The 23,429-nt window shown below is 45.2% G+C and carries 20 protein-coding genes and 1 CRISPR repeat array; of the genes, 7 read left to right on the top strand and 13 right to left on the bottom strand.

All coding sequences use genetic code 11. The annotated features are described in order from the left end of the window. Nucleotides 1-21: 21 nt before the first annotated feature. The 7 genes from cmr3 to ACIFO6_RS14535 all read right to left on the bottom strand — a co-directional run bounded on the left by cmr3 (nucleotide 22) and on the right by ACIFO6_RS14535 (nucleotide 9,537). Nucleotides 22-1,275 carry a type III-B CRISPR module-associated protein Cmr3 gene (gene cmr3, locus ACIFO6_RS14565; protein ID WP_430041362.1) on the bottom strand — a complete coding sequence of 418 codons (1,254 nt, stop codon included), beginning with the start codon at nucleotides 1,273-1,275 and terminating at the stop codon, nucleotides 22-24. Continuing rightward, a complete protein-coding gene (cas10, locus tag ACIFO6_RS14560; protein WP_430041361.1) occupies nucleotides 1,244-3,076 on the bottom strand; it encodes a type III-B CRISPR-associated protein Cas10/Cmr2 in 1,833 nt (610 codons plus the stop codon). The genes cmr3 and cas10 overlap by 32 nt, the downstream gene beginning before the upstream one ends. Next, on the bottom strand, nucleotides 3,046-4,410 hold the full coding sequence (gene cmr1 / locus ACIFO6_RS14555; RefSeq protein ID WP_430041360.1) for a type III-B CRISPR module RAMP protein Cmr1: 1,365 nt from the start codon (nucleotides 4,408-4,410) through the stop codon (nucleotides 3,046-3,048). Before cmr1 ends, cas10 begins: the two co-directional genes overlap by 31 nt. A 28-nt stretch (nucleotides 4,411-4,438) precedes the next feature. Next, on the bottom strand, nucleotides 4,439-5,458 hold the full coding sequence (locus ACIFO6_RS14550) for a DUF6602 domain-containing protein (RefSeq protein ID WP_430041358.1): 1,020 nt from the start codon (nucleotides 5,456-5,458) through the stop codon (nucleotides 4,439-4,441). Between the two features lie 355 nt (nucleotides 5,459-5,813). Continuing rightward, nucleotides 5,814-6,188, bottom strand: coding sequence for a hypothetical protein (locus ACIFO6_RS14545; protein ID WP_430041357.1), 375 nt, complete (start codon nucleotides 6,186-6,188; stop codon nucleotides 5,814-5,816). Further along, a complete protein-coding gene (locus ACIFO6_RS14540) occupies nucleotides 6,181-6,429 on the bottom strand; it encodes a hypothetical protein (protein ID WP_430041356.1) in 249 nt (82 codons plus the stop codon). Before ACIFO6_RS14540 ends, ACIFO6_RS14545 begins: the two co-directional genes overlap by 8 nt. Before the next feature lie 262 nt (nucleotides 6,430-6,691). Further along, a CRISPR array of direct repeats spans nucleotides 6,692-8,411; the repeat unit is 32 nt; unit sequence ATTTCAATCCACGCACTCATATAGAGTGCGAC. Between the two features lie 364 nt (nucleotides 8,412-8,775). Further along, nucleotides 8,776-9,537, bottom strand: coding sequence for an AAA family ATPase (locus ACIFO6_RS14535; protein WP_430041355.1), 762 nt, complete (start codon nucleotides 9,535-9,537; stop codon nucleotides 8,776-8,778). Nucleotides 9,538-9,749: 212 nt separating this feature from the next. Between ACIFO6_RS14535 and mprF the strand changes: the two genes are divergently transcribed. Further along, on the top strand, nucleotides 9,750-12,392 hold the full coding sequence (mprF, locus tag ACIFO6_RS14530; RefSeq protein ID WP_430041354.1) for a bifunctional lysylphosphatidylglycerol flippase/synthetase MprF: 2,643 nt from the start codon (nucleotides 9,750-9,752) through the stop codon (nucleotides 12,390-12,392). 117 nt (nucleotides 12,393-12,509) lie between these two features. On the opposite strand, the gene ACIFO6_RS14525 is transcribed toward mprF, so the two are convergent. Beyond that, nucleotides 12,510-13,136 carry a nitroreductase family protein gene (locus ACIFO6_RS14525; RefSeq protein WP_137061387.1) on the bottom strand — a complete coding sequence of 209 codons (627 nt, stop codon included), beginning with the start codon at nucleotides 13,134-13,136 and terminating at the stop codon, nucleotides 12,510-12,512. Between the two features lie 239 nt (nucleotides 13,137-13,375). Here ACIFO6_RS14525 and ACIFO6_RS14520 point away from each other — a divergent pair, with 239 nt between their 5' ends. Both ACIFO6_RS14520 and ACIFO6_RS14515 read left to right on the top strand, forming a co-directional pair. After that, the gene (locus ACIFO6_RS14520; RefSeq protein WP_430041353.1) at nucleotides 13,376-13,852 is read left to right on the top strand and encodes a disulfide oxidoreductase; all 477 of its coding nucleotides are present in this window, start codon (nucleotides 13,376-13,378) and stop codon (nucleotides 13,850-13,852) included. 169 nt (nucleotides 13,853-14,021) lie between these two features. Continuing rightward, complete coding sequence (locus tag ACIFO6_RS14515) at nucleotides 14,022-14,507, top strand: CcdC family protein (RefSeq protein ID WP_430041352.1); 486 nt, start codon at nucleotides 14,022-14,024, stop codon at nucleotides 14,505-14,507. Nucleotides 14,508-14,750: 243 nt separating this feature from the next. Here the strand turns inward: ACIFO6_RS14515 and map are convergent, their stop codons facing one another. Continuing rightward, nucleotides 14,751-15,497 carry a type I methionyl aminopeptidase gene (gene map / locus ACIFO6_RS14510; RefSeq protein ID WP_430041351.1) on the bottom strand — a complete coding sequence of 249 codons (747 nt, stop codon included), beginning with the start codon at nucleotides 15,495-15,497 and terminating at the stop codon, nucleotides 14,751-14,753. A 364-nt stretch (nucleotides 15,498-15,861) separates the two neighbouring features. Here map and gntK point away from each other — a divergent pair, with 364 nt between their 5' ends. After that, complete coding sequence (gene gntK, locus ACIFO6_RS14505) at nucleotides 15,862-17,415, top strand: gluconokinase (RefSeq protein WP_430041350.1); 1,554 nt, start codon at nucleotides 15,862-15,864, stop codon at nucleotides 17,413-17,415. Between the two features lie 12 nt (nucleotides 17,416-17,427). Continuing rightward, the gene (locus ACIFO6_RS14500) at nucleotides 17,428-17,601 is read left to right on the top strand and encodes a hypothetical protein (protein ID WP_430041349.1); all 174 of its coding nucleotides are present in this window, start codon (nucleotides 17,428-17,430) and stop codon (nucleotides 17,599-17,601) included. On the opposite strand, the gene ACIFO6_RS14495 is transcribed toward ACIFO6_RS14500, so the two are convergent. Together ACIFO6_RS14495 and ACIFO6_RS14490 are read right to left on the bottom strand one after the other, a co-directional pair. After that, the gene (locus tag ACIFO6_RS14495) at nucleotides 17,590-17,706 is read right to left on the bottom strand and encodes a YjcZ family sporulation protein (RefSeq protein WP_430041348.1); all 117 of its coding nucleotides are present in this window, start codon (nucleotides 17,704-17,706) and stop codon (nucleotides 17,590-17,592) included. The genes ACIFO6_RS14500 and ACIFO6_RS14495 overlap by 12 nt on opposite strands. 150 nt (nucleotides 17,707-17,856) lie before the next feature. Next, nucleotides 17,857-18,678 (bottom strand): MerR family transcriptional regulator, encoded by an 822-nt coding sequence (locus tag ACIFO6_RS14490; RefSeq protein WP_430041347.1) that lies wholly within the window; start codon nucleotides 18,676-18,678, stop codon nucleotides 17,857-17,859. 593 nt (nucleotides 18,679-19,271) lie between these two features. Between ACIFO6_RS14490 and ACIFO6_RS14485 the strand changes: the two genes are divergently transcribed. After that, entirely contained in the window at nucleotides 19,272-20,228 is a 957-nt protein-coding gene (locus ACIFO6_RS14485) for an L-lactate dehydrogenase (protein WP_430041346.1), read from the top strand. Nucleotides 20,229-20,323: 95 nt separating this feature from the next. Here ACIFO6_RS14485 and ACIFO6_RS14480 read toward each other — a convergent pair whose 3' ends face one another. Together ACIFO6_RS14480 and ACIFO6_RS14475 are read right to left on the bottom strand one after the other, a co-directional pair. Next, nucleotides 20,324-20,938: a sensor histidine kinase gene (locus ACIFO6_RS14480; protein WP_430041345.1), complete on the bottom strand. Its 615-nt coding sequence runs from the start codon at nucleotides 20,936-20,938 to the stop codon at nucleotides 20,324-20,326. Between the two features lie 444 nt (nucleotides 20,939-21,382). Further along, a complete protein-coding gene (locus ACIFO6_RS14475; protein ID WP_430041343.1) occupies nucleotides 21,383-22,123 on the bottom strand; it encodes a LytR/AlgR family response regulator transcription factor in 741 nt (246 codons plus the stop codon). A gap of 496 nt (nucleotides 22,124-22,619) precedes the next feature. On the opposite strand from ACIFO6_RS14475, the gene ACIFO6_RS14470 reads away from it, so the two are divergent. Then, complete coding sequence (locus ACIFO6_RS14470; RefSeq protein ID WP_430041342.1) at nucleotides 22,620-23,354, top strand: YiiX/YebB-like N1pC/P60 family cysteine hydrolase; 735 nt, start codon at nucleotides 22,620-22,622, stop codon at nucleotides 23,352-23,354. Nucleotides 23,355-23,429: the final 75 nt, after the last annotated feature.

The raw sequence follows: 23,429 nt of genomic DNA, 5'->3' as shown, positions 1-23,429 counted from the left end.
TCATGATTAGGTTTATTGATTTTAAGAGAGGTTATCTGTCAAGTTCCAGTTCCCCCATAAAGCCAGCCCATAGCCGTCTTCTTTGTCAAAAGCCTCTTTACGGCGATTCGTGTCAGACACGGATTGCAGCCACATCTCCTTCGCCAAATCAGACGGATTTCCCTCGATAACCTCAAAGAAATATACGCTGCCTGCCGGAACCATACGCCGGACTGCCTTTTCCTTGTATAAAGCATCCTTCGAGTAGCTCCATCCCGAAATCGGCTGCCAACGAGGGACACAAGCCCAGCGCAGTTGAAGCTCTACTCCGCACTTCCATGGATGCTTGGTACGAAGATTTTCGTCTAGCCAGCCAGGCAGCCAGCCTTTGCGAAAATAGGCAGGAGTCGCTAATATCATACGAATATAGGGCGCTCCCTGCATACTTTCTTGAATGGCCTGTGGACAATCCCATGATGAATCTGCTTCCACTTCGCTAAAGTAAGCCAGTCTGCGCTTGCCACCCATGGAATGTATTTCAGATACGGTATCTTCCAAGCTGACTGCTTCCTCTTTCCACTCCATTTCGGCCTCCAACGTAAGCTCCGCGGGAAAAACCAGCGATTCTGTCGAGAACAACTGCTGATCCCTGGCGGTATGTGTCTTGGGATCAATCGCTGTATGTGTGCGTTCCTCGCGGCTAAATGCAGCCATAAAAGGGGACGTTTCACCAGCTACGGGCAGCGGATTGTTTTTTTGTTCCTTGCGCCACTTTGCAAGAGACTGCATCCAATCCTCTTTGGATAGGGAATCTGTCAGCCAACGCTCCATCCATTCCCTGGAGATATACGCAGGTGCATTCTTCATCTTTTTCTGTGTTCCCGCTCCAAGTGGCGGCCAAAGTACATCTACCAGCCGCCCTTCCTGCCCTGTGCCAAAAAAGCCCTGCTCGCCCTGTGATCCATTTGTCAAATCAACAGGTTTAATGTTTTGCACACTAGCTCCGTTTTGCTCTTCATATATTTCGACGTCCTGCGGCATCGCAAAATACAAGCTGCCCTGGTGTTTATATAACGGACCTCGGACGCTCAATTTGGCAAAATGGTTAAGCCCAAGCGACGAATTCCCTGTCTTGGCCTGCTCTCTTTTAGCCAGCACCGTGCGGATCGTGCCTGCAAGCACACTTGGCGTGATATCACTTAAGGTATGCGCCCGAATCCCCGGTGTAGCGTTGAACGGCCTTCCGTCACGCACCATTACAGGGTCAAGGGGTTTTACTTGCAGCCGTTTCTTCATGAACCATTCCCACCTTTTCCAGATGAATCGTTAAAATAAGCTGCTCCGCTAATGTCCGCAACCGTTCCAACGGTTCTTTGTCAGTATCGTATAGCTCCTTCAATTTTGGAATCCAGTTCTGCTGGAGCAAGTCCTTGTCTTTCCCTTCCGGCTTCTTTTTGAACGCCAGACGCTCGATCTCCATCCACAATAAATCCCCAAGCAGCTTACGGTCACGAAGCCACGAAGAGCCTGTATCCATCTCCTTGTAGCTTTGATACATGCTACGCAGCTCATAGGCAAATTGGGATGAAAAATACGATCTGTGCTCGCTTAAAATCTTTATTTTTTCCACCGGATTCTCTCGAAACGGCAGAGCTACTTTCATCAGGCTGCCACCGCCGCGCTTGTAGAAATGAACCTCCAATGCATCACGCGTTTGCTTGGCCCGACTCTCTGCTTCATGCGCCATTTTACGTACCTCTTCCAGCGGCTCGAGCATATGAGTAATCACAATCCCCACAGACAACGTAGGAGCTGTAATCACAGAGCCCATTACATCTATAAAAGCTTGTCGCAATGCATGGGCTGCATTCAGACAGGTGTGGACTGGCAAATAAGCCATCACATCATCGCCGCCACTATACACTAGCTGCCCCTGATGATCTTTCATTATTTGGGCTGCCCGGACAGCGAAGCTGGAGAGCGCCTTGGAAAAACGAATATGGCTCTGTTCATCCTTGATGTCACGAAGATGCTGACCCATACGATCACCATCTGCAACCAGAAAAGCATAATAGGGGGTGGGGCGAACAAAATCCAGTCGATCTTCCCGTGATTTTTTTTCCAATTGGCTATACATATTTTCCAATTCCTTGGAAATTGAATGTTGAAGGCTCTCTTTGTGTTCTCCACCAACCTTAACGCATTCCTCCAGATAGTCCTCGATTCGACGTTCATAAAACAAGCGCGCATCATAGCTATCAGCATGTGATTTACGTGGTGGTTTAATCTTTTGTTCGCCAAGCAACGTATTCACCATACGCAAATAATCGTCCACTGCCGAGCGGATATTTGCCTTGTCGTGAATTTGATTTTCAAAGGGCAGAAAAGCCGTTTCACATACGGAATAAAAGCGTTCCTGTTGCGGATGAAGTAATAAGGACAAACGTTTAATGACAGAAATGGCATCCAGGCTCTCGTTTTTCTTAATTCCCAGTGTGGACAGTCGTTCTTTATCCCTGTCCTGATTGATCCAGACGGACTCACGACCGCCATCCAGTGAAGATTTTTTCTCGCCGTACATGGCCCCTGGATCGTTCTGCTTGAAATCCCGCAGTGTTTTTCGGGCCGCTAATAATTGTTCTGTTTTCGCTAATGCCATGTCGTAGTCAAGCCCTTGCGTTGCAGTCCAGGCCGCTTGAAACTCCAGCAGATCGCTGACCTGACGATCCCATGTGCGTATATTAATAATGCGCCCGAGTTGCTGCTCAGCCGCTCTGGCATACTCTTTCCATTTCCCCTGAATAGCTCTTCTGACCTGCCAAGCTACCTTGTTCGGCTCATTCGTATCTATTAACCCCAAAATTTTGTTGGGTGCGCTGATCTCCTGTTCTTGCTCAGTTGTCGTCTCTGAACCCATTGCAGGAAAAACCAATCGTCCTCCCTGCTCTATGAACTCTTTTGCTCCAGCTTTGCTTAATTCAGAGAGCAGGTGTGAGCCAAACCACAAGTCCCGCGTTCTACGTGCCTGAGCGATGAACTCCTGCACGGGCCCGATAGAAAAGATCATCATGATTTCTTTCGATTCGTGCTGTCGCAAAATTTATTGACCTCCTCACTGTGCAAAAAAGCCTCAACGGCTGATTGATAGTTTTGCATCGGGTTATGCTCGTATAAAGTTTCAGGATAAATTTCTTCAGCTCGCAATTTTTTTATAACGTTATCTTTTTGATTCAAATGAACTTCTTCCAGTGCAGGCTGATTCAGGATAGCGATTATTCCAAGCGACCTATCCAGATTACATGCCAGTGGCTTTACGATGACAGGAGACGCAAGGCGTTCCTTATCTTTTGGAACAAGTTGTGTATCATAGGGCTCTTTTTCCCAAGGTTTTCTTTTGCGGAGTTCTGTAGTTGGCAATTTTTTGTCTTCATCCATCGTTTGCTTAAATTTAAAAATAATAGGCATTCCGAGTTGTGCTCTTGGAAAAGCAAGTAGCTTATCCGGTTTACTAGCAGGGTATTTTTTTATATGTTTAGGATGCTTCATACCTGTAATGTTACGAATAGAATCCGCTTCGGGCCATTGGCTTCTTCCAGGTCGGCTGCTGCTTTTTCCCTCATTCGCACGTCTCCGGAACAAGCGATAGGCCTCAATTGCTTCATCCCAAGCATCAAACATCCCCTCTATACGGGGGCGGAACCTTATTTGTCTACTAAGCGTCGGCCATTCACGACTTTGCTTCTCCTGCAATAATTTCAACTCATACTTTTGAATGTGTTCTTCAAACCAAGCCTGAAATTTTTGATGAGTACAGTGATCTGAGGTAGGAGAGATTCCTTTGCAGTATAAACTCCCGCATCCTCTACGTGTCCTTGCTCCGACTCCACCGAAGTTAATCCAGGCCCATAGTGCAGGTGCTATTTCTGTGCGTTGTATTTCCTCAAGATTAATAGATTTTGTGATATCATCAGTCGGTTGTTTGTAGATAATATGAAGCTTGAATGTATGCCCTATAGTGTAGTCAATGGATTTTCTTTGAGCTTTCTTCACCTCTTCATCCGCTGAAACCAATGAATACTTTGGAAATCTGGCCCTGCGGTTAACATTTTCTACAGCACGCGATTGCTCAATGCGAATTTGTATACAGCTCGGGCGACTGGTGTCTCCAAAAATCTCTGCTTCTCGTTTGCGTAGTTCATACACGTTGTCAAATGCTGCACCCCGTGTTGCTCGCCACCAGAAACGCAGCTGTCCTCGCACTGTGCTGGTACGAACCAAACGGTCTGTATCAATTTTTCCTGCAAGATATCCTCCTCCAAACATAGGCGTTACGATAGTGATGTCATATAGCTTATGTTGCGCTGGAATTTGGGCAATGCTTCTTTCCAGATTGGCGACTATCGTTGCAGGACTTTTCAGCGTTCTTCCCATACGAATCTCCTTTCCTCATCCTTTTAATTTAATCCGCGGTTTGTTCATTCTGGTCTTTCTTAGCTGTTGCAATGTCTCTAAAAGCCTGAGCATACGCCAAATGCGGAAATAACATGGGGTTATTAATCAGCATAAGCAACTGGTTAAGCTGAAAGTTCAAGGTGAGAAGGGGGTTTTCTGGTATTTTCAGATCGCACAGCGTGTTTGCAAGAGATATATCCGAAAATTTCAATTCCTTATACTTATTACTGTCGACTATGCTCTTTTTAAAATTGTTTCTATCTACATCCTTCCAGTATGAAGGTGTCACATCCATAGGACAGTCACGATTTATTTCGGCTTCATTTGCGCCCATATTCAATCGCTTTCCCCACCAGCCAAGCGTCTGCTTCTCATGTTCTACCAGCAAATCAAATGCCCTGTGCGCCCCTTGAGTGCCTGATTCAGCTCTTTTGAACAGAATAAAATCGAATACACCTTCTAGCTTCTCCCCGACATTGTCTATGGCTGTCTGTTGTTCGCGCTGAAGGTTACTGGCGAGAATCAAAATAGGTCGGGTGCGTTGCTGTGATACATTTGTAATTCCTGTTACGTACCCTTGTACCATTCGCGCAATGCCAGTTGGTCGCGGTTGTAATTTTTTAATACTATCTGCCCAATCCTTAATTTTTTTTTCATCCCACTTTGTACTCTTGCACTCAATTGCTACTGCTACAGCCTCAATGGGAATGAACTTGAGCGTATTGTACTGGAACACATAAGGCGTAAATTGCTCATCAAAGACAGCGATATCCACTTCCATAGATCGCTTTTTCTCCGAGTCAATAATAATCACTCCTTGGGCTAAAGAGTATTTAAGCGGGATAATGCTGCGGAAAAATTTGATCCACATCTCCTCGCGATAGTTTCCGCTAAGAGTGCCATGCTCAGAAGCAATGTCGATCTCTTCCACCATCATCTGATTCAAGTAGCGGTAATTATGATGAATGCGCTCAAAAACATTTCCAACCTTTCTATTTTCACCAGCTTCATCTGTAGTTTCGCTCATGTCTTACACCCTTTCTTTCATTTGAATTCGCATTTTCATGAATCTTTAGTCCTATAAATAGGTTAAATCAGATTCAAAAAAGGAAAAAAGTTCAGAACCACATAGGTATTTATATTCATTCTAATTATAATTATCTTTGTATGTATTTTACAAGGATAATTTTTCATAGATCGTGACACCAAAGTAAATAACCGTGCTACATCAGTCATCTGTACTATATACGAAGCCCAAAAAAACAGCCCCCTGTAAATCTCAAACAAGAGATTACCAGGAGGCCACTAGCTTCATTTCGTCACTATGTTTTTTGAACTCTACTTAGAGAGATACGTCGCTGTTTCGGCATGAAATAGGTAGCTTACTTCTCGTCACCATTTATTGTAATGTACTTTGCATTGATTTCAGGAATCGTTACATCACTGCGCAGAATTGTTTTATACGTCTTCAAACCCTCTACAGTCCCCCATAACGTAACAATATCGTTCTCCAGAAGCCTTCCTTCGCCCTCTGACCTACGGTAATTCACAAAAATAGTATCTTGCCAAATACCGTACTTGCCTTTACTAACATTGACCCTCAGAGCAACAGTATGACCTGACTCAAGCGTTTGAATTACCTTCCCAGTAAAGGTGACTTCTTTCGACTTGTAGTTGTCAGGGTTTCTTGCCAAATCAATGTATTTTACATGTTTTGCTGAATTTTTGAATTGTTCTGGTGTTTTTTCTTTAGCCAACAGGTTCTCCGCTTGTGAAAATAGCAATAGCGCCAAACAATGAAATAATACTAACAAGGATATACATGACGACCCGAAAGAATTTAACAAAAGGACTTAGCTTGATCTTTCCGTTTCCGTCCGAATAGTATCCCTTTACGTGCTCATCATGAACGTAACTGTATACCTCTTGTTGCTTGGATTGTTCCTTTTGAATCTTTTCCATTTCTTTTTTGAATCGCCGTTGACTACTGTTCAGCAAGTCCTTCTCCTCCTAAAGTATAAAGGCCAAAATTAACAGCATTATTCTATAGATCAATGAAAAAATCCCATTATTAAAGAAAATGAAATATTCACTATTCCGATTTTTGGCTTTTCGTGGCCGAAGCGTATATTGCAGAAGATCGAGTGAAATTCTTTAAACTGTAGTTTACGTTTGTTACTTTGTGTAATCCCCATCTACATACCACGACTCGCGTGGGGCGTAGCAAAGAAATGGATTATAATGTTATTTATGTAATCAAATTTAAATCCTTTCACTCATATAGAGTGCGACTTGATAAACAGACATCCGAAACCGTTTTTTCAATTTCAATCCACGCACTCATATAAAGTGCGACCTTCCAAGACTTAGCTAAAGAGTTTACAGTATTCCTATTTCAATCCACGCACTCATATAGAGTGCGACGTGGCAGGTGTCTGGTGAGGCAATGGCAGGCAAAGAATTTCAATCCACGCACTCATATAGAGTGCGACGGAATAGTCGTCCGATCACAATGTATTTGGGTAAAATTTCAATCCACGCACTCATATAGAGTGCGACGACATATAATCATCCTTTCAAGATTTTTCCTTCTCGGTTAAATTTCAATCCACGCACTCATATAGAGTGCGACTCAGCAGACTCAGTCTAAGCGCGTAAAGCTTACACAATTTCAATCCACGCACTCATATAGAGTGCGACGGGCACGCTGTACATCAAAGTCATCGTCGGTAACGGATTTCAATCCACGCACTCATATAGAGTGCGACGTGAAACGAAACAATGGATGGGGCACGTGCTTCACAATTTCAATCCACGCACTCATATAGAGTGCGACTACACGGTACGTGGAGTCCTTAGATGACGAATACATTTCAATCCACGCACTCATATAGAGTGCGACTGTATAGCAGCCGCGGCCCGACAAAAGGCAAACTATTTCAATCCACGCACTCATATAGAGTGCGACGTCCGGCGATGCTCGGGTGTCCGGCGATGCTTGGGTGATTTCAATCCACGCACTCATATAGAGTGCGACGATGCAGATAAGCTAATAAGCTGGCTTGAAGCAATTTCAATCCACGCACTCATATAGAGTGCGACTTGGAGTGCATCATTGCTTCGAAGGATGGAGAAAAAAGAAATTTCAATCCACGCACTCATATAGAGTGCGACTGTGTTAGGTGGAGATATCGGAAAACTACCCGTTATTTCAATCCACGCACTCATATAGAGTGCGACGGGGCCGTAGCCCCGTTTTATCTCTCTCTAATTTCATTTCAATCCACGCACTCATATAGAGTGCGACCAAAGAAGGGAGCTGACGAGTAATGCGGAAAATCTCAATTTCAATCCACGCACTCATATAGAGTGCGACTTAGGGACATGTGGCGTAGGGGATTTAGCATTGAGATTTCAATCCACGCACTCATATAGAGTGCGACGGAGACATCTGGAGTACGTCAATGCTGATAGTCGATTTCAATCCACGCACTCATATAGAGTGCGACGGTGTTGTTACTCCCAGCCATGTCCGCATTTGCAGAAATTTCAATCCACGCACTCATATAGAGTGCGACGAATGGTCGCTTTTTAGCAGACATCTTCGGTAAAATTATTTCAATCCACGCACTCATATAGAGTGCGACTATACAATTGGCGGCGGCCTTACGTGGAGGTAATATTTCAATCCACGCACTCATATAGAGTGCGACCATACTAGATTCGTGGTAGACTTTTCTTACAAAAAAATTTCAATCCACGCACTCATATAGAGTGCGACTAATCCCACTTCTCACCACATCCTATAAAACTAGAATTTCAATCCACGCACTCATATAGAGTGCGACAGTAAGCCCATCGACCATATCACTTTCAGTAATAATTTCAATCCACGCACTCATATAGAGTGCGACAACGATAGATTATTACCAAAGTCACTATGAAGAAATTTCAATCCACGCACTCATATAGAGTGCGACAGCGAAAATGCAGTCATTCATACCTTATTGATATAAATTCCATACATTTTAGCAAAAAACGATGCCAAAAAGGCTTGAATCAACCATTGACTTCTACTGAAGAAAGCTGATTTAATGTTTTTCGACAAATTTCGAGGTGCGAAGGATCCGGGGTTTTTATGTGAGCTTCACATTCGCACCTCATGATAAGAGCAGCATGCTCATTTTATTTACCCTTATACATATACCATACATGAGCATGATAACCAATAATAAGGTGTAGAGCCGGTGAATATTTGGGCAAAAGACAAGCTTCGATCTCATCTGCTTAGACCAACGTATAGCTATATGAGTATGGAAAGCCCTCTTGAGGTTCACCCATTCCTTATTGGGGATCTTCGAATAGCTCCTGCATCATCTTTTCTTTATTGTTCAGAAATTGTTTCATGATGATGAAATGATCGGTTTCCTCCAGCGTCCGGGTGTCTATTCCTTCATGTGTCAGGTGGTACAGAACAGAGTCGGGATAGGCCATCAAAATGGGGGAATGCGTAGAAATGATGAACTGTGATCCCTGCTGTACCAGCTCGTGGATACGTGCAAGCATGGCCATCTGGCGCAGGGGCGATAGCGCGGCCTCTGGCTCATCCATGATATACAGCCCCTGACCGCCAAACCGATGCAAAAACGCGGCAAAAAAAGACTCGCCATGCGACTGCTCATGCAACGATTTTCCTCCATAGGAGTCTCGAATGGGGCGGCCACCGTCTTCCCGATCCAGCTCGTCGATATGACTCGCCAGATTGTAGTAGCTTTCTGCACGGAAAAAGAAACCGTCCCGCGGCTTGCGGACCCCTCTCACCAGCCGAACATACTCATGCAGCGAGGAATGCGTGGCCTGTGTAGAGAAATTAAAATTTTGGGTGCCACCCTCCGGATTAAATCCCCACGCGACCGCTATCGCTTCCATAAGCGTTGATTTACCCACACCGTTTTCTCCAACAATATAGGTAACAGACGGGTGAAATTTCAGCTCATTCCATTGATGCATGGCTTTTAAATTAAAGGGATATCGGCTCTCGTCAGCATCCTGCGGCCACATCAGCTCCAATCGGCGTACAAAAAGATCACGATCCCATATACTCATGTCCGTTCAGCTCCATTACCAAGCAAATGACTGGATTTTCCATCATTATATTGGAATTATTTACGGCAATCAATCTGAAATTCGGCTTTCGTAACCCTTCTGTTGTTATTCAGGCGTTTATTACAGGTATAATATATAGTAGCCTTTCATTGGGCATGATATCTCCGTGTATCATTCAGAATCTATTTTATTATTTTCAGGCAGGTGAATCTATGAATTCAAATCACAAACCCATTCAATCCTTTAAAATCGTACAGTTCATGATGACCATCTACAGGCAGCGGCTGACACGTATTTTGCTTCCGCTGGCTGTATTGGCTTTTATTATATGGGAGGCTGGACGAGAGCTGAAAGGCTTCAATCTGGCACGTATGCTTCATGAGCTGCGGCGAATGGATGCTACCTTTCTCATCGAAATCGGCGTGTTCTCACTGATAGCGGTGGCCGCCATGAGCGCATACGATTACGTGATCAGGCATCATTTCAAGCTACAGGTCAAGCCCGGAGCCACATTCCGGTACGCCTGGATTTCGAATACCTTCAATAACGTCTTTGGCTTCGCTGGCTTTACAGGAGCGGGATTGCGTACGGTACTGTACAAAAAAAGCGGCGTGCCGCTGGGGATCATCACCTCTGCGGTTGTGTTCCTTTCGCCTGTAGTCATTACCGGGCTTTCCTTGCTGGCCTGGGGCGGGATTGCCCATCTATATCCGGTACAACCCGTGCTGAATGCTCATCCGTGGCTTCATTGGGCGTTATGGGGAATGGCGCTGTACCTGCCACTGTTCCTGATTATGCAGCGCTCCAAACGGTACGCCACATGGTTCAACAAGGGAGCAGGCCAGCTTTCCTGGTCCACCATCTCCGCCTCCATCGGCGCTTCGCTGCTGGAATGGCTGCTGGCTGGCCTTACCTTTGCATGGATCGGCTCGCACTTGCTGCATGAGCTGCCGATGAATGCCGTGTTCGGCATTTATGTCATTGCCGCGATTGCCGGGCTGATCAGTCTCGCGCCGGGTGGAGTCGGTGCCTTCGATATTATTGCCCTGCTCGGGCTGCAAATGGCAGGCGCCAACTCGGATCGGGCATTGGCTGTGCTACTGGCCTTTCGCGTCTTTTATTACATCCTTCCGTGGCTGATCGGCCTCGTGCTGGCTGCGCTGGAAATGATTCCGCGCAGCGAGCGTCTGAGCCAACTGGCAGAAACAAGCTGGGAAACCTCACTCAACGCTTGGCAAAAGGTATGGGGCTGGCCCGGTCAATTCCGCTTTCTGGCCGACCTGGGGGTATGGGCACTTGGCAAGCTGGTGCTCATCTCCGGCGTAGTGCTCCTTCTGTCGGCGGCTACGCCCGGTCTGCTCTATCGGCTGCGTTTTGCTGAGCATCTGCTCAGTCTGCCCGTCATGCGCCTGTCGCACGAAATTTCCGTCGTCATCGGAATTATGCTCGTGGTGCTGTCTCACGGAATATCCCTGCGCATTCGCAGAGCCCTGCGGCTGACGCTTGTACTGCTGCTTGCAGGGTCCATTTTTACCTTCATTAAAGGTCTGGATTTCGAGGAAGCTTTATTCCTGCTGTTCGTAGCGCTGATGCTGTGGATCTCACGCTCGCGGTTTTATCGGGTTAGTGCGCCGCTGAATCGGCACAATATTTTAATCTGGGGCGGATTGTCTCTGCTCGTGACTGGAGCTTATTTTGTCATCGGGGCAGGCTCCAATACTGCGTTTATGCGCAATCTGCACGCCAAGGTCCATCTGGACTTTTTTATGAACCGAAGCGATTACGGGGTTACAGCGGTGTTCAGCCTGATTTTGGCGTGGGTGTTCCTGACAGTGTATCTCTTCCTCCGTCCCCAGCGTGAAATTGGCAATCTGCCTGACTTGCAAGAGCTGGATAAGTTAAAAGCATTTTTGGACAAGCAGGGCGGCAATTTGGTGTCACATATGCTCTTTCTCGGCGATAAGTATCTGTACTGGACCAAGAACGAGCAAGTGGTTATTCCCTATGCCCGCAGTCGGGACAAACTGATTGTGCTAGGTGACCCGCTCGGTCCGAAAGAACGTGTGAGCGAAGCGATTCAAGAATTTCAGCGCTTCGCAGACCGATATGCGTTAACGGCTGTATTTTATCAGGCATCACCAGAGTATTTGTCCATCTACCACGAGAACGGCTATCGGTTTTTCAAGCTGGGCGAGGAAGCGCTGGTGCCGCTGGAGTCCTTTACACTGACAGGTAAAAGCAATCAGGTGCTGCGCAGCGCCAAAAACCGCTTTGACCGCGAGGGGTACACGTTCGAGATAATCCAGCCGCCTTTAGATGGAGCATTCATTGAGGAGCTTCGTCACATTTCGAATATCTGGCTGGATGGACGGAAGGAGAAGGGCTATTCGCTCGGCTGGTTCAAAGAGCCTTATCTTCAGTTAGCCCCGATTGCGCTGTTAAAGGACACTGAAGGAAAGATCATCGCCTTCGCGACGATGGCCCCTGCCTATGATCGTGGACAAACGGTCTCCATAGACCTGATGCGTCATCTGCCCGATACACCGAATGGCACGATGGACTACTTGTTCACACGAGTGATCGAGTGGGCCAAGGACAGCGGATATACGACCTTCAATCTGGGCATGGCTCCGCTGTCCCAAGTAGGACAAAGCGAAAAAGCGTTGCGCGAGGAAAAGCTGGCTCGGCTCGTTTTCCAATACGGAGGACATTTTTACGGCTTTCAAGGGCTTCGCCGCTTCAAGGATAAGTTCAAGCCGCAATGGGAGCCACGCTATCTGGCCTATCCGGCTTCTGTCTTTTTACCTATTCTGACGCTGGAGCTGGTATATTTGGTCTCCAAACGATCAGATTAGGTAGAAGCATTTCTTGCAACGAAAGCATAACAAAAGGGTGTTCCCCCAACCACGACGGTTGCAGGAACACCCTTTTTATGTGAGGATTTTGCAAAATCCTGATGTTAAAAATTCTTCTTAGAAGCTACCTTTTACAACAACTTCAGACAATGGGAAACGTCCGGATGGACGTGCTGGTACTTGTGCTTTACCTACCGTAATCAGCATCGTTGGCAGGTAACGTGCAGGAATGTTGAATTGCTCAATCAATTGCGCAGGAATGAAACCACCCATAGCGCAAGTATCATAGCCCAGAGATTTGGCAGCCAGCATAATGTTTTGTGCCGCAAAAGCAGAGTTCAGGATCGCTGCATCGCGAGCTACTTGTGCGTTTTGGTAAGCACCGTTGATTTGACCTACCAATGCGTCACGGATTTCCGCAGGCATTGTACCAGCGTCTACCGCTTGATCATAAATCACAGCGTTACGGTTCGCTTCCAGATCACCCAAAACGGCAATGGTCACAGAGCTTTCGGCTACTTGCCCCTGATTGTAAGCGATAGGCAGCAACTTTTGCTTGTCAGCTTCGGTTTCAATCACGAGGAATTTCCAGTGTTGAAGGTTCCAGGCGGAAGGAGCTTCTATCGCAGCTGTCAAAATAGCTTCCAGGTCTTCCTCTGGCAATTTAAAATCCTTAACATAACTTTTTACCGCATGTCTTTCACTAATGACAGACAGAGTTTCGTTTTTTTGGATACTTGACATTCTGGACACACTCCTACATTTCTCATAGTATATATATCTGATCTTGAATCCTTATTAACTTCCTAAACTACTGTAATTATAAAAACGGTAGTGAATGATGTCAATATATTTAAGTATGATCCTGCACTCAAAATACAGTACAATATGGATAAGACATCCATATCAGCAGATAACTGCTGATCGGACAAGACACGGTGAGTTCATTTTGTTCTCATTTGAATCGAAAAAGGAGCGTTACTATGATTGGATCGTTTAAAAAAACAGATATAGCTTTGTTTGCCGCCTGGGTTGTGGCTTGTGTGGCCACATTAGGCAGTCTGTATCTCAGCGAGATTTTGGGGTACGAGCCTTGCAAGCTGTGCTGGTTTCAACGCATTCTGATGTATCCCCTGACCCTCTTGCTCGGAATCGCTTATTTTCGGGGAGATACGGGAATACGTCGTTATGTCATGCCGCTGGCTATTATTGGAGGCGCCATTTCGGCCTATCACTTTACGATTCAGCGTATCCATGCAGCCGCCAAAGCAGCTACGCAAGCTTCAACCTCCTGCGGCAGAGTATCCTGTGAACAGGATTATCTGAACTGGTTTGATTTTATTACCATTCCTTTTCTCGCACTCATCGCTTTTATCCTTATTATTGCAGCCATGGGGTATATCATGCGTCAGGAGAAAAAATCGGTGCAAGGAGAGGTACAAGCAGAGCATCTTGCATAAGTATGAAAGAGGCCCGAGGACGTGGGATCAGTCACCACAATCGAGCGTATAATCCGCTTGCCGGAGGAAAGACTGTAACTAAATATATCCATTACATATGTGGTATAATGAAAAAATATTTGCAGTCTGGCCAATAACGCTTACATTTCTGATAGAGGGGGCCCCGTCCATGATTCATATCAGCACCCCAATTCTGCAATATGGCGCAACCTTCGGCATGATCTTGATCGCTGTTTCGGCTATTTTCATCCGTATGAAGACAGGTCATCGCCCGGTTAACGCCAAAAAGATTATTATCCCTCCGCTCGGTATGAGCACCGGCTTTATGATGTTTATCGTGCCAGAGGTACGAGTTCCCTCGCTTTGGGCAATGGGCGCTTTTCTGGTCGGCTGGTTTATTTTCTCGTACCCGCTGATCCGCAGCACCAAGTTTGAGATGCAAGAAGGATTAGTTTTTGTACAACGCTCACGCACCTTCTTTTTTATCCTGATCAGTCTGCTGATCGTTCGCTTGCTGCTGCATGAGTTTATCCAGCGCTACATTACCATTCCACAGACGGCAGGGCTATTTTTTATCCTTGCCTTCGGGACATTGCTTCACTGGCGACTTCGTATGTATTTTCAATATCGTCAGCTTAATCCTGAAACGGTTTAGTTCGTCTATCTATTGTACTTTCTACCGTCGGGAATCGAATGTTGTAAAATGCTGAACCCAAAAAGACACGATCTTCCAACAGGAGTCGTGTCTTTTGTACTTGTTGTAAAGCTGCATTACACCTGCCCGGAAAAAGCTACCCGATTGCCCCCTCCATCTTCACAGTATACATAACAACGAGGTGCCTATGCTAAAAGAGACTGCCCTCTGGACAGCCCCTTTTCTGTAATACGCCTACCTGGTTTATTGCTGTGTCAAAATGATCGGGCCGTCCGCTGTAATCGCCAGCGTATGCTCGTATTGCGCCGACAAACCGCCATCCAGTGTACGCGCCGTCCAACCATCCGCATCCACCTTGCTGCGGTAGGTGCCTGTATTCAGCATCGGCTCAATCGTAATGACCATGCCTTCCTTCAAGCGCGGTCCGCGATGCGGTGGTCCATAATGCGGCACCTGCGGTTGTTCATGCATATCTTCCCCGATGCCGTGACCAATAAATTCGCGAACAACCGAGAAGCCTTCTGCTTCCGCATACGTTTGAATCGCATGGGAAATATCTCCGATCCGGTTACCGATTACAGCCTGCTCAATCCCTCTGTACAGGGATTCCTTGGTAACGTCCAGCAGCTTTTGCGCCTGCTCGGAAACATGACCCACTGCATACGACCAAGCGGAATCCGCCAGCCACCCGTTCAGGTTTACAACCATGTCAATCGTCACAATGTCCCCGTCCTTCAACGGTGTCTTGTTCGGGAAACCGTGGCAAATGACATCGTTAGGCGATCCGCAAGTCGCAAACTGATAGCCGTTATAGCCCTTTTGTTCGGGCGTTGCGCCATGCTTTTTCATAAATGATTCCGCAAAGGCGTCAATTTCCAGCGTTGTAATTCCCGGCTTGATCATTTTGGCAATTTCCCGGTGGCAAGCAGCCAAAATGTCGCCAGCTTTCTTCATATTTTCAATTTGTTCTTTGGTTTTAATAATAATCATTAAACGGTCTCCTTCTTTTCCGTGTTCGTTCCACTTTTCACTGCTGCTTTTTTCTGCTTCTATTGTAACGCTAAAAGCATTGAAATGAAACCGATGTCCAATGACACCGTTTACAAGCATCTTTTACGGGGTTTATAATACGAAATGACTTGTGACCGCTTTAAACCGAATGATTGACAAAATGAAAGTCGCTCTCAAGCACAGAGACGTCGTTGAATTTTCTCTGCAGGACTTCAATTTCCATGAGGCTTTGGTTCTGGAAGAACCATCGCACCTTTGCAAACGCTTTAAATAAGATTATGCTGCTGAGTGTGTTAATTTAACGATAATGAGCTAATAACGGTAAGTGAAGGGGAGATTGAATATGGCAGACACCCGATATATGATCGGAGTCGATATTGGCACGACCAGTACCAAGGCGGTGCTTTTCGAAGAAAACGGCAATATTGCTGCTCAGCATCATGTGGGCTATCCACTACATACACCTGAGCCGGATGCGGCGGAACAGGACCCGGACGATATTTTCAAAGCCGTCGTGACAACGGTGCAGGAGGTCATGAAACAAAGCGGAGTAGCAGCCGAGCATGTGCTGTTCGTCTCCTTCAGTTCGGCCATGCACAGCGTGCTGGCGGTGGACAAGAACGGCAAGCCGCTGACCGCCTCGATCACATGGGCAGATAACCGCAGTGCCAAATGGGCTGAAGCGCTCAAGCACGAATACAACGGACATGATATTTACTTACGCACCGGGACACCCGTTCATCCCATGTCTCCACTGACGAAGCTGATGTGGATTACACGGGATTTGCCGGATATTGCGACTCAGACGTACAAATATATTTCCATTAAGGAATATGTATTTGCCCGGTTGTTCCAGCAATATGTCGTGGATCATTCGATTGCATCCGCTACGGGTCTCATGAATTTGCAGCAACTGGATTGGGACGAAGAAGCGTTATGTATTGCTGGTGTCACAAAGGAGCAGTTGTCTGAACTGGTGCCGACAACTCATGTCCTGAAGGGACTGGACTCGACCTGTGCACATGATATGGGCTTGCTGGAGACGACTCCTTTTGTCATCGGAGCCAGTGACGGTGTCTTGTCCAACCTTGGTGTGAATGCCATCAAGCCGGGGGTTGTCGCTGTCACGATCGGTACCAGCGGAGCCATCCGTACCGTGGTTGATAAGCCGTTGACCGATGACAAGGGACGCTTTTTCTGCTACGCATTGACGGAAAAGCTGTGGGTGATCGGCGGCCCGGTGAATAATGGCGGCATTGTGTTCCGCTGGATTCGCGATGAATTTGCAGCCTCCGAGGTGGAAACCGCCAAACGATTGGGGCTTGATCCGTACCATGTGCTGACCCAAATCGCGGAACAGGTACGCCCCGGCTCGGACGGCCTGCTCTTTCTCCCGTATCTGTCCGGTGAACGTGCGCCCCTGTGGGACCCGAATGCCCGCGGCTCCTTCTTCGGCTTGTCCCTGCGTCACAAAAAAGAGCATATGATCCGCGCCGCTCTGGAGGGTGTGTTGTTCAATCTGTACACGGTTATGCTGGCCATGGAAGAGGTCATTGGCAGACCTTCGGTCATTCACGCCACTGGCGGATTCGCACGCTCGGAGCTGTGGCGACAGCTCATGGCGGATATTTTCGATCAGGAGGTCATTATCCCGGAAAGTCTGGAAAGCTCCTGCCTTGGCGCAGCTATTTTGGGCTTGTACGCATTGGGACGGATTGATTCGCTGGATGCTGTATCCGGTATGATCGGCACCACTCACCAGCATAAGCCCGTGGCGGAGCATGTGGATATTTACCGTGATTTACTGCCGATCTATATCCGTATTTCGCGTAAATTTGAAGAGGAGTTCAAGGATATTGCCGAGTTTCAGGCCAAATCCTTAAAGCCTTTAAACTAGTGGAACCTGCCTATGTCAGAAAACGATCTAACAGGCATTAAGGAAGCCATTGGCTCCTTCAAACCCTATAAAGCGAAGACCCTTCTCATCAAGGGCCTTCGCTTTATTGTTGTACGCCTGACGTTATGCAAGGCAACATCTGTGCATTTTACGGGAAGCCGTCTATCACCGGAATTACAGAAATAGAGTCTTGGATATGATTACCAGCAAAATAAACAGAACCAGAATTGCTCCTATGGAAGTCCAACCTCCGCCGCACCCCATACCGCCCATTCCACACATATGACTCATTTACAACACTCCTTTCGCTCATTTACAGGATCATTGTATGTAGATATGGTCAGATGCGTAAGGGGGGCATTCCCCCATTTTTACGGCGAATGCCCGTTACCGATATAAGACCACCAGAACCGGGAAGAAGGTCTGATGGTCTTATCATGCCTATGCCTCTCTTCGTCTGCGTGGTGTCAAACCGAGCCAGGACAGCAGCGAACCGCGTGACTTACGCTGTCTACCCTGATAGGTACGCAAATTGGTGATTAACTGCCGATCCCGTTCCTCTTCCACCCGTTCTTTCATCCAGCGCTTTTGGTCCTCCAACTGATTGGAAAGGCTGGTGTTCTTCTCCACCAAACGGCTATGCTCCACTTCCAGCTCTTCCAAACGACTTCGCATCTCCTGTAGCGCGCTCTGAACCATAATCTGCATCTCCGTCAGTGCCTGGGACTCTATAGGCTCCTGCGTTTGTAGCTGCACTGGTGTTTGTTCCAGCTCTTCTTTTTCCCTCTCCCTTGTTTGCTCCAGCCTGTGCTCAATCGTTAGCGCCAAGGTACGCGTTTGTTGTTCCTGCACGCTCACTTCATCCCCTAATCCTGCCGATTCAAGAGTAGCAGCTACTTGCTCCTGCACTACAGTCTCCTCCCTGCTCTCTGCCGCAGCCAATATTTCCTCCCAGGTTGCAGCCAGCGATTCACCATCCGATACGGATGGCAAGCGGATGCCTGCATCCTCGATTTGGAAGGGGGCTGTTACCCTCTCAAGCACCACCTGAACCGCCTGCTCCATCGTCAAATGCTCCTCACGCAACGCCCCTCGCATCACCTTCAAGCACTCTACATCCTCTGCACTGAACATTCTCGATTGGTTGGCGGAGCGCGGGAACACATAGCCCTGCTCCTCCAGCGCTGCCGCATATTTACGAAGGGTACTGGCCCCGATTCCCAACTGCTTTGCTGCTTCCGTCGTCGATCTGCTTTCTTCCATTGATCATTACCTCCCCGGATGGTATGGAAAGAAATAAGCTTGTATATGTACAATTCGCGGAATCAAATGGAAACCCTTTGGCAAAAATGTTCTAATATTGCGGACTGCTAGGAACCTTTGTCATAACCGAATATTTTATAAAAATGCAGGAAACGACTTCAAATCAACCATATACAGTCGGATAAACCAGCAGCATTTAAAATCTGACAAAATATGTGGTGCCTTGCCTGTTTCCCATTCAATAAGGAGCCTTTTTAGAAACGTCACATAAATGTCATACTTCACATAATTACATGGCACTATTCCTACCATCAATGCATCGGAAAGTACAATCAATGCGTATACCACCTCAAAAAGAAGCTACTCACCCCCTGCAATCCACACCTGCAAAAGCACTGCATATTCCACGTATTCTCTATATTTCAGCATATATTTGTGCCTCTGGTCATCGTTGTTTTTATATTTTTCGGAATGAAGGTAAAACAATGGATATTTCCAAAAGCTCAGCAATATGTTATGTTATGTAACGTAAAATGGTTTTTAGACATAATTTATAGCATATTAACGTTCGCTGGAACGAGGAGGAAACATAAATGAAGGGGAAGGCAAGGAAGGTAGCTATTGTCGGCGCGGGTATGGTCGGTTCGAGCTGTGCCTACTCAATGGTCAATCAGTCCATTTGTGATGAAATTATGATGATTGACCGCACATATGATCGGGCTTTGGCCCATGCGCTGGACCTATCCCACTGTATGGATTTTACGTCCACACGTACCAAGGTACATGCAGGAACATTTGCAGATTGCACGGATATGGACGTTGTCATTATTACGGCTGGAGCTAACCCCAAACCAGGTCAAGATCGTCTGTCCGTACTGGATGATGCGGTGATCATTACGCGCGAAATTGTAACGGCGATTATGGAGAGCGGCTTTGACGGCATTTTCGTCATTGCGGCTAATCCTGTCGATATTGTGACCTATCTCGTACAAAGCATATCCGGTCTGCCACGCAACAAGGTGATCGGCACGGGCACCTCCATTGACTCGTCCCGGCTTAAGACGCTGCTTTCCGAGGTGTTTTCCATAGATCCGCGCAGCGTACAGGGGTATGCTCTTGGCGAGCACGGCGATTCCCAATTCGTTGCATGGTCACACGTTACCATTGGCGGCAAGCCAATCCTGCACATCCTGCGTCAGCATCAGGAGCGGTTCAGCCACGTCGATCTGGATGATATTGCCCGCAAAACGAAGGATGCAGGCTGGGAGATTTTCACCCGCAAAGGAGCTACTTATTTCGGCATTGCTAATGCGCTGGCGTATATTACCCGGTCCATTTTAAATGATGACGGTAAAATTATAGCAGTTTCGGCCGTATTAGACGGCGAGTACGGACATACAGATGTCTGCACAGGCGTTCCAGCGATCATCGGCAGTAAAGGAATTCAGGAGGTCATCGAGTTGGAGCTAAGCCCGGAAGAGCAAGCCAGGTTCGACGCCTCCTGCCGCCTCATCAGCGACAATATCCGTGCCCTGCCGGGCTTGGTATAAAATGTGTCATACGCCGGATTGAGATGTATTATCATATTTTATCAATCCGGCGCGATGTATACTTCAAAAAAATCCACTTATCCAATACACTATATTCATTCTAAAAGCTGTAGAGAGACCATGATATTGAATCTGTGGTTCATAGCCTCAATACGTATATTTCCATCGTATTTCTCCGTAACCCTTCGAATGTTAGCTAATCCGTTTCCGTGAAAATCAGGCTCTTGTTTTTTCGTACGAAAACTACATGTGAAATCCTTCATCGTGTTAATAACATTCATAAATAGCGTGTACTCATTAGAAAATATATTAATTTCCACATACTTATCATCTGTCTGGCCTGATAATATCGCTGCTTCAACTGCATTGTCCAGTATGTTTCCTAACAAGACACAGAGATCATATCTTTCGATTTTCAGGTTTTTATCAAGAAGATTAAACTTGTATTTGACGCGTACTCCGTTATCCTGTGCAATATTCAATATATTACTTACCAACGCATCGATGACCAGGTTTCCAGTATTTACTCTCAGATACGAAATGTCTATCTTGTCCAGAGTCAGATGGATATATCCTGAGGCCTCATGCAACCTCCCCTCCTCAATACATCGATCTATAAACAAGAGATGCTTATTGGTATCATGTATAACCCGCTTGATGTCCTTAAAAGAATTAGTTGTTTTATCATAAGTTGTATCCTGATATTCCATTTGTCTTAGCAATTGCACAATCACTTCAGCCAGTCTAAACTTTTCAATCATATTGAAAAACAGATAAAAAACCAACAAATTAACGATCAATAGTCCAATAACAGAGATTACACAAAAAATATTTGTACTGCAATAAAGAAATAACGTGTTTATAATGAGTGTACTGATTAGTATAACAAGTACTATTATTAAATAGTATCCTCCGTGTACCTTAGAATTACCTCCGCGTTTAATGTTTTTTTTAAACATAATAAATATAAGTGTTATTATAAAAGAAACTGACAATACCAGCAGCCTGTTCACATATTCTGCAATCGTTCAGTGAGCCTCCTCCCATAAAACGAATTAAATAACTTCCCATCATCCGCTGATTACCTTCATGTATGTACTTGCTACATTAACTTCAAAACAATATCTCACACAAGAAACTTGTATATCATTAAATCACCCATTTACCTTAAATTCACCAATCATATATTTGGTATAAGTGTTCTTAACCGACTTTAATTTGGACCGACCTATAGGGAATTCTGTACCATTCGACATAAAAACGGAATGGCTAGAGAATTTGTTAATATGCTCCATATTAACAAGGATAGAACGATGAACCTGTAAAAATTGATAATGCCCCAGTCTTTTTGCATAATCGGACAGAATCCCCCTCATGAGGAATTTGTCGCATACGGTTGTAATTTCCAGTTTCCGACGACTCATAGATCCACCATGCATTTCTACAGATATAATATCGGTATATTTCAATACAATCTCTTGACAATCTACTTTAATGACCAGAAAACGCTTCTTTAAAGAAAGAATATATTTTGATAATTTAATGATTTTTTGTTCAAAAATTTCGTAGGAAACAGATTTGAGCAAATATTGAAATGTCTGAACATCAAAGCTGTCCATCACATACTCAGGGTAACTTGTTAAAAAAATAATCTGAACATCATAATCTGGAATTGCACGTACCCTTCTTGCTGTCTCAAGGCCATTCATACCTATCATCTCAATATCCAAAATAAGAACATGAAAAGGATCATTTTCACTTTCTTGATAATATGCTAATAACTCCTCGCCAGAGGAAAAACAAGAAATATGAAATTCTTGGTCCATTTTCAAGAATAGCTTTTTCACATGATTTTGTTGCTCCACTTCATCATCACAAATAGCGACCTTCAGCAAAGTAACATCCCCTTTCAAAACTCCCGACAGATTTTAATGATTGATTACAAACAGCTCTTTTAAAAAAATAACCTGACATAAAGATGTCGTTCATACCTAAAACGAATCCATTTAGACCATTTTAAAGAATTTTATTGTTAAATATGTATATTATGATACCAGATAATGAATAAAAAAGGATACAAGAAATAAAGGGTTTTAAGACCTAATCTTCTTCCGAAAATAGAATGGTTGTATTCAGGTAATACCTCTGACGAAGTGCGTTTACCTGATTCAATATACTAAGGCTGTCACTTCTTCCCTTTGTTTCTTTTTATAACATTACATAAGCTTACTTTTACCATGGTCTTTTATAAAAATATCAAAGGGCTGGATGACCACTTTTACATGTGGAGGTGAATTCTGACTTTGATTCAAACGAAAAACTGAAAACCATGTATCTATGTATGTAGTGTATTGTTTTATCTAATTTATTAACGATGGAGGCTGAGGTAATATGAACAAATTATTTAAAACAATTATATCTTTAAGTGTTGTAATCAGTGTTTTGGCACTCCCTACTATTCAAGTCAGTGCTGAAGAAGTGAATTCATCCATTTCCACTGATGTTTACCAGGAAATGAAGGGTGCAGGAATGTCTGACCAAGATATTGAAATGGTTGAAAAGCATAATATGGAAGAAATTAAGTATATCAATAGTGGAAAATTAAAAGAAAAAGCACTCGAAGACCAGCAAACCATCGCGTTGCAAGGAGATAAATCTGACGAACGGAACACAGCTATTTCGCCGAACGCTACCAAATTGGGTTCCTACGGAGATATTTTAGTAGCCTTTAATGCAAGCTCTTGGGGAATTGATTTTGGTTACCCTGGACATGCAGGGATCGTATCTAATACCAACGGCTACACAATAGAATCATTCCCCGCAGATGGAGTACAGTATCATACAAACGATTGGGGTAGTCGTTCCAATATTTATGCTATGCATGTTAAAGGTGCTAGTAGCAGTAATTATACAGGGGCTGCCAGCTATGCCTATACGAAAATAGGTAAACCTTACAATTGGAATTTTGTTAATCCGTGGTCTGAAGATAAATTTTATTGCTCACAATTAGTATGGAAAGCGTGGAAAACTCAAGGAATTGATGTCGATTATGTCACTATCGATCCTATTGTAACTCCATTGGAAATTGCAAAATCAGGCAATACGAGTATATATTATAGTAATTAGTCATAGTAATCAACTATAACACTTAAAATTCCAGTTAGTTGAAGCACGTGATTCTGCTAACTGGAATCATTTTTT

It is taken from the genome of Paenibacillus sp. NRS-1781 (assembly GCF_050467745.1).
Classification (GTDB): domain Bacteria; phylum Bacillota; class Bacilli; order Paenibacillales; family Paenibacillaceae; genus Paenibacillus; species Paenibacillus terrae_A.
Note: the sequence above shows the minus strand (reverse complement) of the source record. Positions and strands in the feature narration are given on the sequence as shown.

Excerpts from the sequence above, each read along its gene's own strand:
- cmr3 (WP_430041362.1), bottom strand. The coding sequence starts at position 1,275 with ATGAAGAAACGGCTGCAAGTAAAACCCCTTGACCCTGTAATGGTGCGT.
- cmr1 (WP_430041360.1), bottom strand. The coding sequence starts at position 4,410 with ATGGGAAGAACGCTGAAAAGTCCTGCAACGATAGTCGCCAATCTGGAA.
- ACIFO6_RS14550 (WP_430041358.1), bottom strand. The coding sequence starts at position 5,458 with ATGAGCGAAACTACAGATGAAGCTGGTGAAAATAGAAAGGTTGGAAAT.
- ACIFO6_RS14535 (WP_430041355.1), bottom strand. The coding sequence starts at position 9,537 with ATGAGTATATGGGATCGTGATCTTTTTGTACGCCGATTGGAGCTGATG.
- mprF (WP_430041354.1), top strand. The coding sequence starts at position 9,750 with ATGAATTCAAATCACAAACCCATTCAATCCTTTAAAATCGTACAGTTC.
- ACIFO6_RS14525 (WP_137061387.1), bottom strand. The coding sequence starts at position 13,136 with ATGTCAAGTATCCAAAAAAACGAAACTCTGTCTGTCATTAGTGAAAGA.
- ACIFO6_RS14520 (WP_430041353.1), top strand. The coding sequence starts at position 13,376 with ATGATTGGATCGTTTAAAAAAACAGATATAGCTTTGTTTGCCGCCTGG.
- ACIFO6_RS14515 (WP_430041352.1), top strand. The coding sequence starts at position 14,022 with ATGATTCATATCAGCACCCCAATTCTGCAATATGGCGCAACCTTCGGC.
- map (WP_430041351.1), bottom strand. The coding sequence starts at position 15,497 with ATGATTATTATTAAAACCAAAGAACAAATTGAAAATATGAAGAAAGCT.
- gntK (WP_430041350.1), top strand. The coding sequence starts at position 15,862 with ATGGCAGACACCCGATATATGATCGGAGTCGATATTGGCACGACCAGT.
- ACIFO6_RS14500 (WP_430041349.1), top strand. The coding sequence starts at position 17,428 with ATGTCAGAAAACGATCTAACAGGCATTAAGGAAGCCATTGGCTCCTTC.
- ACIFO6_RS14495 (WP_430041348.1), bottom strand. The coding sequence starts at position 17,706 with ATGAGTCATATGTGTGGAATGGGCGGTATGGGGTGCGGCGGAGGTTGG.
- ACIFO6_RS14490 (WP_430041347.1), bottom strand. The coding sequence starts at position 18,678 with ATGGAAGAAAGCAGATCGACGACGGAAGCAGCAAAGCAGTTGGGAATC.
- ACIFO6_RS14485 (WP_430041346.1), top strand. The coding sequence starts at position 19,272 with ATGAAGGGGAAGGCAAGGAAGGTAGCTATTGTCGGCGCGGGTATGGTC.
- ACIFO6_RS14480 (WP_430041345.1), bottom strand. The coding sequence starts at position 20,938 with ATGGAATATCAGGATACAACTTATGATAAAACAACTAATTCTTTTAAG.
- ACIFO6_RS14470 (WP_430041342.1), top strand. The coding sequence starts at position 22,620 with ATGAACAAATTATTTAAAACAATTATATCTTTAAGTGTTGTAATCAGT.